The sequence below is a fragment of the Rhodopila sp. genome (genome assembly GCF_035548235.1).
Lineage (GTDB): Bacteria > Pseudomonadota > Alphaproteobacteria > Acetobacterales > Acetobacteraceae > Rhodopila.
This window is the reverse complement of sequence record NZ_DASZTJ010000100.1, coordinates 1-10,442: the sequence shown is the minus strand read 5'-3', so window position 1 is coordinate 10,442 and position 10,442 is coordinate 1. Positions and strand designations below refer to the sequence as shown.

Annotated in this window: 10 protein-coding genes; 6 read left to right on the top strand and 4 right to left on the bottom strand. The window is 66.7% G+C overall.

The window, feature by feature from the left end; all coding sequences use genetic code 11:
* The 4 genes from VHB27_RS08520 to cysE form a co-directional block, all read left to right on the top strand.
* A partial coding sequence (locus tag VHB27_RS08520) for an ABC transporter substrate-binding protein (protein ID WP_325599240.1) occupies positions 1-1,094 on the top strand: 1,094 nt, incomplete at its 5' end.
* 67 nt (positions 1,095-1,161) lie between these two features.
* Positions 1,162-1,728 (top strand): DUF2478 domain-containing protein, encoded by a 567-nt coding sequence (locus VHB27_RS08515; RefSeq protein WP_325599238.1) that lies wholly within the window; start codon positions 1,162-1,164, stop codon positions 1,726-1,728.
* A gap of 195 nt (positions 1,729-1,923) precedes the next feature.
* The gene (locus VHB27_RS08510; RefSeq protein WP_325599236.1) at positions 1,924-2,862 is read left to right on the top strand and encodes a YihY/virulence factor BrkB family protein; all 939 of its coding nucleotides are present in this window, start codon (positions 1,924-1,926) and stop codon (positions 2,860-2,862) included.
* A 115-nt stretch (positions 2,863-2,977) separates the two neighbouring features.
* Positions 2,978-3,805 (top strand): serine O-acetyltransferase, encoded by an 828-nt coding sequence (cysE, locus tag VHB27_RS08505; protein ID WP_325599234.1) that lies wholly within the window; start codon positions 2,978-2,980, stop codon positions 3,803-3,805.
* A 37-nt stretch (positions 3,806-3,842) separates the two neighbouring features.
* On the opposite strand, the gene VHB27_RS08500 is transcribed toward cysE, so the two are convergent.
* From VHB27_RS08500 to VHB27_RS08485, 4 genes are all read right to left on the bottom strand, one after another.
* Positions 3,843-4,460: a DUF5666 domain-containing protein gene (locus tag VHB27_RS08500; RefSeq protein ID WP_325599232.1), complete on the bottom strand. Its 618-nt coding sequence runs from the start codon at positions 4,458-4,460 to the stop codon at positions 3,843-3,845.
* A 129-nt stretch (positions 4,461-4,589) separates the two neighbouring features.
* Positions 4,590-6,323, bottom strand: a complete 1,734-nt coding sequence (locus VHB27_RS08495; RefSeq protein WP_325599230.1) for an MFS transporter — start codon at positions 6,321-6,323, stop codon at positions 4,590-4,592.
* A 216-nt stretch (positions 6,324-6,539) separates the two neighbouring features.
* A complete protein-coding gene (locus VHB27_RS08490) occupies positions 6,540-7,865 on the bottom strand; it encodes an ABC transporter substrate-binding protein (RefSeq protein WP_325599228.1) in 1,326 nt (441 codons plus the stop codon).
* A 161-nt stretch (positions 7,866-8,026) separates the two neighbouring features.
* A complete protein-coding gene (locus VHB27_RS08485; protein WP_325599226.1) occupies positions 8,027-8,491 on the bottom strand; it encodes a CHRD domain-containing protein in 465 nt (154 codons plus the stop codon).
* 201 nt (positions 8,492-8,692) lie between these two features.
* On the opposite strand from VHB27_RS08485, the gene VHB27_RS08480 reads away from it, so the two are divergent.
* On the top strand, positions 8,693-9,304 hold the full coding sequence (locus tag VHB27_RS08480) for a GNAT family N-acetyltransferase (RefSeq protein WP_325599224.1): 612 nt from the start codon (positions 8,693-8,695) through the stop codon (positions 9,302-9,304).
* Entirely contained in the window at positions 9,301-10,098 is a 798-nt protein-coding gene (locus VHB27_RS08475) for a S49 family peptidase (RefSeq protein WP_325599222.1), read from the top strand. Before VHB27_RS08480 ends, VHB27_RS08475 begins: the two co-directional genes overlap by 4 nt.
* The last annotated feature ends 344 nt before the right edge of the window (positions 10,099-10,442 follow it).

Here is a 10,442-nt window from a genome sequence, read left to right as displayed (position 1 = left end):
TCAGGATCGGCCAGAATGCGCCGTTCAGCGGGCCGGCCAGCATCTATGGGCAGATATCCACGGCCGAATCCGACTACTTCAAGATGATCAACGACCAGGGCGGCATCAATGGCCGCAAGATCGTCCTGATCGCCCTGGATGACGGCTACAGCCCGCCCAAGAGCATGGAAGTCGTCCGCAAGCTGGTCGAGGAGGACCAGGTCGCCTTCCTGTTCCAGACAATCGGCACCGCGCCCAACGCCGCCATCCGCAAATATTACAATAGCAAAAAAATCCCCGATATCTGGCTGGGGTCGGGCGCCTCCCTGTTCGTGACGCACACGGAAGAGCTGAAATGGGGTATCCCGTTCCAGCCCAGCTACCGCCTGGAAGGGGAGATGCTGGGCCGGTACGTCCTGAAGGAAAAGCCGAACGCGCGGATCGGGGTGCTGTATCAGAACGACGACCTGGGCAAGGATTACGTCGCCGGCCTGAAGGACGCGTTGGGTGCGGCGTATGACAAGATGGTCGTCAAGTCGATGTCCTATGAGATCACCGACCCGACGATCGATTCCCAGGTCCTCCAGCTCCAGGCCGCCGGCGCGGATGTGCTGTTCGACGCCAGCACGCCCAAGTTCGCGGCCATGGCGATCCGCAAGGTGGCGGATATCGACTGGCATCCGCTGCACCTGATCGATTCCAACGGTTCCTCGGTGCAGCCGGCGCTGGAGACGGCGGGGCTCGACAAGTCCGTCGGCATCGTCACCGCGCAATACCTGAAGGACCCGACCGATCCCGCCTGGGCCGACGACCCCGGCATGAAGGCGTACCAGGCCTGGCGGGCGAAATACGCGCCCGAAAGCGATCCGACGAACGCCATGTGGCCCTATGGCTACAACATGGCGCAGGCCCTGGTCGTGGTCCTGAAACAGGCAGGCAACGACCTGTCGCGGGAGAACATCCTGAACGCCGCGACCCATCTGCCCGCGACCACGCGGCTCGACATGGTTCTGCCCGGCATCAAGATCGGCACCAGCCCAACCGACTACCGTCCGATGAAGAGCATGCGTCTCGCTCGGTTCGACGGCAAGCGGTACCGGCTGCTATCCGAATAGCGGGGCTATACGGCACGCGCGAAAGATGCAGAATCAGGCGTCAAGCCCGGCCGGAAGAGACGACTGCATGAGCAACGAAGCCGCCTTGCCGAGAGTGCCTCCGTTCGCTTCCCCCGCGGGCCGGATCGGCGTGCTGGTCTATGATCCGCCGGCCGATGCCGGACAGGTGCTGAACCCGGCGATCGCGCTGCTGCGCCAGCGCGGCGTGTCCGTCGGCGGCCTCGCCCAGCGCGTCGGCGGGCCCGATTCCGGGCGCAAGCCCAGTCTCTGGATCGATCACGTCGAAACCGGCCGCACCCTCCGCCTCGACCGCCCGAGGGGGCCGGGCGCTCGGGATTGCATCCTCGACCCCGACGCGCTGGCCGAGGCGGCGGTCTGGCTGCGCCAGACGATCGAACGGTGCCCGGCCGTGATCGCGGTCAATCGCTTCGGCCATACCGAGGCCGAGGGCGACGGCCTGCGGGCGGAGATCGCCGAGGCGGTCTGTTCCGGCGCCGTGGTGCTGGTCGCGGTGCGGCGGGCACTGCTGCCGGACCTGGAGGCGTTCCTGGGTGGGACGCCGAACGTCCTGCCGCCGGACGTGGAGGGGATCGCTGACTGGGCGGAACGGACGGCGATGGCCGTGACGGGGTGAGGGCGACGGGGAAGGGGGTCAAGGCCAAGGAAGGTCGAGGCAGCGGGCCGTGCGGACAGGCAGGCTGAGCCCGTTGAGACGATGGCAAGATCCCGCCGCCGTCCTGGACGGAACCGAAATGTCGTCCGCTCGTTTTCCTCTCACCCGCCGCGGCGCGCCGCGTCCCGTGTAGAGATGGAACCAGAGGGTCACGGCGTGAGCGCATCGGACCGCCTCAATCGCCTGAAAGACGATCTCGCCGCCGCGACTCCCCGCTCGCCCGGGGAGGCTGGCACCCTTGCCGCGCGGCCCGGTTCCCCAACCAGTCCCTGGCGCATCTCCCCGCGGGGCTGGTTCCGCATCATGAAGCGGTCCTGGACGCAGGTGAACGACAACAACATCTTTCTCGCCGCCGGCGGCGTCACCTATGCCATCCTGGTTGCCCTGTTCCCCGGCCTGGCCGCGCTGGTGTCGATCTACGGCCTGCTGCTCGACCCGGTCCAGGTGGAGCGGCAGGTGGCCGCCCTCGCGCGCATCCTGCCCCCGGACAGCGCCGCCATGATCGGGTCGGAGCTGCACCAACTCGTCACCACCTCCGCCAACGCGCTCAGCATCAGCGCGGCCCTGGCGTTGCTGCTGGCGCTCTGGAGCGCCTCCCGCGGCATGAGCGGGATGATCAACGCCCTGGACCTCGCCTATGGAGAGAAGGAGACGCGCGGCTTCGTCAGGCTGAACCTGATCGCGATCGCCCTGACGCTGTTCGTTCTGATCGGCGGCACCGTGACGATCGCACTGGTCGGCGTGCTCCCGGTCGTGGTGAAGGCGGTCGGGCTGGGGTCGTTCACCAGTTGGGTGCTGCTGATCGTGCAGTGGCCGCTTCTGATCGGCGTGGTCCTGGCGGGCCTGGCGGTCCTGTATTACTACGGACCCGACCGCAAATCGGCGCAATGGCGGTGGATCTCGCCGGGCGCGCTGATCGCCACCGTCCTGTGGCTGATCGGCTCCCTGGGCTTCAGCATCTATGTCAGCCACTTCAGCAGCTACGACAAGACGTATGGCTCCCTGGGCGGCGTGGTCGTCATGCTGACCTGGCTGTGGCTGTCGTCCTTCGTGGCCCTGTTCGGCGCCGTCATCGATTCCGAAGTCGAGCGGTAGGGCATGGCGGCCACGGTTTTCGACCGGTCGTTAAGGAAAAGTTGGAAAGGGAGTTGACGAACGGCCGGCGAAACCGAACATGTGTGGCGAACAACCCATCGTTGGAACCATGTCCATGTTGCGCCCGAACCCGTGCCGCCTGACGCTGGTTCCCCAAGCGGAGTCAGCCGCGATCACCGACGCCTTGTGGGCGCGGCTGCGCGCCGAGGCCGAGGAAGCCTATGAGCGCGAGCCCAAGCTCGCCTCCTTGTTCTTCGACAGCATCCTGAACCAGCCCAGCTTCGAGACTGCGGTCTTCCACCGGGTCGCCGTGCGGATGCGCAACGACGTCGTGTCGCTGCCCTTGATCGTCCAGGCCTTCAGCAAGGCCTGCGCCGACGACCCGTGCATCGTGGAGGCGGCGAAGGCCGACATCACGGCGGTACTCGACCGCGACCCGGCCTGCTCCCGCCTGCTGGAGCCGATGCTGTATTTCAAGGGGTTCCACGCCATCCAGGCGCACCGGCTGAACCACTGGCTGTGGCACCATGGGGAGCGGGACTTCGCCCTGTACCTGCAAAGCCGGTCGTCGGAGATCTTTCAGACCGATATCCACCCGGCGGCGAAGTTCGGCCATGGGATCTTCCTCGACCACGCGACCGGCCTGGTGGTGGGTGAGACGGCCGAGGTCGGCGACAACGTCTCCATGCTGCAAGGCGTCACGCTGGGCGGCACGGGGAAAGACGCGGGCGACCGGCATCCCAAGATCCGCCAGGGCGTCGTCATCGGAGCCGCGGCCAAGGTCCTGGGCAATATCGAGGTCGGAGCCCATGCCCGCATCGCGGCCGGGTCCGTCGTCCTGAAGCCGGTCCCGCCGCACGCGACCGTCGCCGGCGTGCCGGCGAAGATCGTGCGCGTGGCCGACAGCGAGGAACCGGCCAAGTCCATGGACCAGATGCTGTAGTCGGGCTGCCGCTGCGGGAGGCTCGCGGCGGTTTCGCCTACATCGGGGGCACGGACCCGTGTTTGCCGGCGCGCACCGACAGGGCCGTCAGGCTCCCGTCCGGCGCCTGGGCGGCCAGGATGAAGGCGTGACTCCCCGGTTTCAGCACCTCGGCCGCCGTTGCCGGCTCGAACGTCACGATCGGCGTCTTGGGCGGCACATGTACGGTCTGCTCGCCGCCTTTGTAGGTCAGCTTCAGCGTGCGTCCGTCGACATTGGTGACGGAGCCGATCGTGCCGTTGGTCATGCTGCTGTTGGCGCCCAGGTCCCAGCCGCGATGGCCCTCGCCGGCGCCGCGCATGGACGCGGGGAACACGTGGATCTCCAGCGCCTTCAGCGACCCGTCCGGCTCGCTCAGCGCAGCGGTCCCGATATAGGCGCCGGTCTTGACGGCGCTGATCGAGATCGGGACCACCCAGCCATAGGTGGTCTTGTCGCCGAGCTTCACCGACGTCGTCGCGCCGCCACGGGTCTTCACGACGACGGTTCCGGCGTTGACGCTCTCGATCGTGCCGCGCACCCGCGTCGGCGGCGCCGCCGTGCGGGCGGAGGCCGTTTGGGCATAGACGGGTAGGGCCACGGCCCCGCCGCCGATCAAGGCCGTGGACAGAACCATCAATCGTCTCGTCAAAGGCATAGGACCTCCTTCTCAGGCGGTGGGCAAGCGATCTCGCCTCAGAGTGGGGCCGTACGTGCCTCCGACAAGGGTGCGTTGCTTTCCGTTACAGAGTGCCGCGGCGTTCCGTCAGTAATCGGCGGCGTTCGGATCGAACTCCACGACCGTATCGCCCGGATGGACGGACGAATCCCCCGCGAAGATGTCCCGGTCCTTCGTCTCCGGCAGGAACAGCAATCCGATCACCGCCGTGCCGGCAGCGATCGCCACCGGGTACCACAGCCCGAAATAGAGGCTCCCGCTTTGCGCGTTCATCGCGAACACCGTCGCGGGCAGCAGGCCGCCGAACCAGCCATTGCCGATGTGATACGGCAGCGACATCGAGGTGTAGCGGATGCGGGTCGGGAACAGTTCCACCAGCGCTGCCGCGATCGGGCCGTAGACCATGGTCACCAGCACCACGAGGTAGGCCAGGATCAGCACCAGGGTGAACGGTTGCGGGCGGAAGATGTCGAACGGGTTGGCCATCTTGACCACCGACGGGTTCGCCGCCGCCGGATAGCCGACGGCGGTCAGCGCGTCCGCCAGGTCCTTGGCGAAGGTCCCCGTCTTCGGGTCCAGCGTCTTGTCGCCGATCTTGACCGAGGCCGGCGTGCCCGCCGCCGCGTCTTCCTGCGAGTAGGTCACCGAAGCCCGCGACAGCGATCCTTTCGCGATATCGCAGGAGGTGGTGAATTTCGACAGGCCCGTCGGGTTGAACTGGAAGGAGCAGTCGTTCGGGTCCGCGACCACGACGACCTTCACGCTCTCATGCGCATGCGACAAGGCGGGGTTGGCCGTGTCCGCGATGTAGCGGAAGGTCGGGAAGTAGGTCAGCGCCGCCAGGATGCAGCCGCCCAGGATGATCGGCTTGCGCCCGATCTTGTCCGACAGCCAGCCGAACAGGATGAAGCCGCCGCTGCCGATCGCCAGCGACCAGGCCACGAGCAGGTTGCCCGTGTAGCCGTCGACCTTCAGCGTCGAGGTCAGGAAGAACAGCGCGTAGAACTGCCCCGAATACCAGACCACCGCCTGGCCGGCGACCAGGCCCAGCAGCGCCAGGATCGCCCATTTCGCGTTGGCCCATTGCCCGAACGCCTCGGACAGCGGCGCCTTGGAGTGCCTGCCCTCGGCCTTCATCTTCAGGAAGGCGGGGCTTTCGCTAAGCTGCAGGCGTATCCACACCGATACGCCCAGCAGGATGATCGACACCAGGAAGGGAATGCGCCAGCCCCAGGCCTGGAAATCCGCGCTGGACATCGACGACTGGGTTGACAGGATCACCAGCAGCGACAGGAACAGGCCCAGCGTCGCCGTCGTCTGGATCCAGCTTGTGTAGAAGCCGCGCCGTCCGGCGGGCGCGTGTTCGGCGACATAGGTCGCCGCGCCGCCATACTCGCCGCCCAGCGCCAGGCCCTGCAGGATGCGAAGCGAGATCAGGATGATCGCCGCGGTGATGCCGATGCTTTGCGACGTCGGCAGGACGCCCACGATGAAGGTGGACGACCCCATGATCAGGATCGTGACCAGGAAGGTGTATTTCCGTCCGACCAGGTCGCCGATGCGCCCGAACACCAGCGCACCGAACGGGCGCACCAGGAAGCCGGCGGCGAAGGCCAGCAGCGCGAAGATGTTGCGCGTGGTCTCGTCGAACTGCCCGAAGAACTTGGCGCCGATGACGACCGCCAGCGACCCGTACAAGTAAAAGTCATACCATTCGAAAACAGTGCCAAGCGAGGATGCGAAGATGATCTTCTTCTCGTTGGAGGTCATCGGGCGCTTCGCGGCCGCCACGCTGCTCGTGTGAGTTGCGCTGGTACCCATGTGTTTGGCCTTCCCGTACGTTTCCTTTTGGGTTTCGCGGCCTGTTTCGGCCGCTTCGACCCGGTCCGTGCCCCGGAGCAAGGGGCACGGGTTCAAAATTACGGGATTGTTATCCATTAGGACAACGAAAAAAGCGATGCGCCGTCCGGCTTCTTGCGCGACCAGGGGCTGCCCGGGGAGGCTGGACTGGCCTGGACGGAACCGGACGGCGGCGCGTCAGGTCTCGTTCGACTTGTCCAGAACCGGCTGGAATGCCGCGGTCGCTTTCTTCAGCTCCGACGCCGGATCGGCGCCGCCGACGATGTTGGTCAGGCCCACGCCGATCGCATCACGGAATTCCGTCACCGGCACGATCGTCGGCAGACCGTTGCGTGCCATCTTCAGGCTGGTCGCTGTCGTTTCAAACCATTCTTTCGGGAAAGCGCTCTTTTCGATGATGTCGGTGCGCGTATAGACGGACATACGGGCGGGCGTGCCCGAACCCGTGCGCAGCGTTTCGCCCAGCAGTTCCTTGCCGGTCGCCCATTGCAGGAACAGCCACGCCGCCTTCTTGTTCTTCGCCTGCGCCGGTATGCCGATGCCCTCGATATAAGTCGCGCAAAGCTGCGCCTTGGGGCCGGCGGGGACGGGGGCGAAGCCGACCTTGTCGACGACCTTGGACTTCGTCTTATCCAGAAGCGGCGCCGAGAAGCCGATGCCGTCCCACCACATCGCGCCACGGCCCTGCATGAAGGTCGTCTGGCATTCGTTCCAATTGAAACCGATATTGCCCGGCGGTCCGCAGTCCCGCATGATCTTCTGGTACCATGTCGCCGCCGCGATCGCTTCCGGCGTGTCGGTCAGCAGCTTCTTTCCGTCCGGCGTGACGGTGTCCTGGTTCCAGCCCAGCAGGATGTTGTCCCACAGCGCGACATTGGCGTTCTTCAGGCCGCGGCCGACGAAGCCGTACACCTGCTTCGAAGGGTCGGTGAGCGCCTTCGCCATCGTATAAAGCTCGTCATAGGTCCTGGGCGGCGCGTTGAAGCCCTTCGCGGCCAGAAGCTCCTTGTTATAGAACAGGATGAACAGGTCCTGGTTGTTCGGCATGACGTTGATCTTGCCGTCGGACTGGCTCGCCACGGCCATGGAGGCCGCGCTGAAATCGGCCATGTCCAGGTCCGGGTTGCTCAGTCCCTTGTCGGCGATGAACGGCCGCAGGTCCGCCATCCAGCCGGCCCGCTCCACCAGCCGCTTCTGCACGTGCATGCCCACGTTGACGACGTCGAAGCTGGGATGGCCCGTCGCCATTTCCATCGCCACTTTCGGACGCTGCTGCTGTTCGGGGATCTGCTCGAACCCGACCCGGATGCCCGTCATCTCCTCGAACCGGGGAAGCGAGCGCTTGATCAGGTCGCCGCGCGGCGACAACTGGAAGTTGACCTCGATGCTCTGGCCTTTGAACTGCTTCCAGTCGAAGGCGGACTGCGCGTTGGCCTTCTCCACGATGGCAGGCGCGGCGAGCGCGGCTGCCGAAGCAGCCAGCAGGGTGCGGCGGCGTATCATGCGTTTCCTCCTGTATGCGTCCCGTTGCCGGACGTCATATCGTGTCTATACGCGCGCCGAGGTCGTTCGGATAGGGATTTGATTGCGCGTCGCGTCCCGCCGGCCGGACCCGTGGTCAGGCCGGGTCCGGCCGGCGGCGGACATCATGATCCGCTCAGGACCTAGCTCGCGGTTTTCTTCGCAGCGGCGGCCGCGTGCTTGCGCGCGTGATAGACTTGGCCGCGGATCTCGCCGCTCGGATTGGCGGCGGTATGGACGTTCACATAGACCTTGCCGCCCTGCAGCGCCTTGATCTGGTCGTCGGTCAGCGTGGCCGTGCCGGTGACCGGGCTGGTCGGGTTCTTGTCGCCCAGCGGCACCATCACGCCGGCGTTCGCGTTGCGGGCGGCCGGGCCATGCAGATGCGCCACGGTGGCGGGCCCGGTGAGCTTGTCGAAGGTCAGCGTGTAGGTCAGCACCTTGCTCGTCGTGTCCAGGCTGCCCTTGAACGAGCCGGTCCCCTTGCTGTCGGTCTTCGGCACTTCCCGAGCGCCGGAGAGCTTGGCGGTGTAATTGATCGTGGCCGCGGATGCGGCAGAGACGAAGGCGACCGAGATGGCCGCGGCCAGAAGAACTCTACGAAACATCGATATCCCCCTATACAGAGTCGCGTGGATCCTGGTGACCGGCCAGGGAATCGGAAGACCATCGCGGTCCGCCGTCAGGGAACGATAAACCACGAAACGAGGGACCTCGCTATGCCTTCCGTCAATTCGTCGCCCGTTGGGCCGCCTGTCGACACGACCCCGCGACCCGTCCCCGCTCGGGTTCCGATTCGCGGCCGTTACGTGTCGCTGGAGCCCCTGCACCCCAGGCACGTGCCGGAACTCTGGGCCGCCGCGCAGAACGCCGAGTCGAGCTGGACATACCTGAGCTACGGCCCTTTCGCCTCGCAGGAGGCGCTGGCGAAAGAGGTCATGGACATGGCCGCCCAGCAGGACCGGATCGCCTGGGCCGCGCGGCCCGTCACGACCGGGGAGGTCTCGGGCTGGCTGTCGCTGATCGACATCCAGCCGAAGAACGCGGCGGTGGAGGTCGGTAACATCTGGTTCAGCCCCCGCATGCAGCGGACCCGGGCGGCGACCGAGTCGATTTTCCTGCTGTTGAAGCTGGTCGCGGATGATCTTGGCTATCGGCGTCTGGTATGGAAGTGCAACGCGCTGAACGAACCGTCGCGCCGCGCGGCGGAACGGCTGGGATTCATCTATGAGGGGCGGCATCGGATGCACATGGTGACCAAGGGCCGCCAGCGCGATACGGACTGGTATAGTATTGTCGGAAACGAATGGCCGCTTTGCCGCGACGCGCTGCTGGGCTGGCTGGATTCCGCCAATTTCGGCACCGACGGCACCGCCCTGCGCGGACTGGCCGAGATCCGCGCGGGGCTGACGGGCGCATGAGCGGCACCAGCCTTCTGCCATGGCGGCGCCCGCGCCTGAGCGTGGTGGTCTTGCACGGGGTCATCGCCACCAGGCCGGGGACGCTGAGCGCCGATGCCGCGCGCCCGCTGATCGAAAAGGCCTTCGCCGCCGCCTCTGGCCGCCCGGTCATCCTGGACATCGAAAGTCCTGGCGGGTCGCCGGTTCAGTCCGACCTGATCGCGGGGATGATCCGCGCCCATGCCGATCGCGCGGGCGTGCGGGTCCACGCGGTGATCGGCGAAGTGGGCGCCTCGGGCGGCTACTGGCTGGCCTGCGCCGCCGATGAGATCCACGCCAATCCCATGAGCGTCGTCGGGTCCATCGGCGTGGTCGGCGGCGGGTTCGGCTTCCCCGACCTGCTGCGCCGGGTGGGGATCGAGCGGCGGCTGTACACCGCCGGCGCGAACAAGCGACGGCTCGACCCGTTCACGCCGGAAAAGCCGGAGGACGTGGCCTTCGCCAAGGACCTGATGGAGCGCCTGCACGCCCGCTTCAAGGACTGGGTGCGCACCCGCCGCGGCCGCCGGCTGACCGCGGCGGAGGAAGCCGTCTTCGACGGCGGCTTCATGCTGGGGGAACAGGCGCTGGAGGCCGGCCTGATCGATGGTTTCGCGACGGTCGAGGAACTGGTCCGCGACCTCGCCGGCGACCGCGCCCGCCCCCGCCGCTTCGCCCCCAAGCGCGGCCGCCTGCTGTCCCGGCTGCCGCGCCTGGGAGTGGACGCCGTGCTGGACGCGCTGGAGGACCGCGCTTCTCGGGTGGATTTGCGGTAGCCGGGACCGTCGGCGGGGAAGCGTCCCCGCTCCCGTCGCGGTCTCGCGCAACCCATGCTCTCGTCCTGGCGGGCGAAAGCCCGGCATCCGCCCCGTCCGCCGTCGGCAGGCCGTGGACAAGCGGCCCCCTGGCACTCGGACAGATGGGTGCGGCTCCCGATCATCCGCCCTGCGTCAGGGACCGGCCGTCGGGGCGGTCGATGGCAAGGTCATTCAACGCAGATCCCGGACGATGCACGCAGCTTCGCCCTGATCCGGCCGCGTGCGCGCAGGTTCGACAGGAAAAAGCCAACCGAGCGTGCCCAGTCTTCCGTCTCAGCCTCGGGGGCAGCGCATCCCCGTTC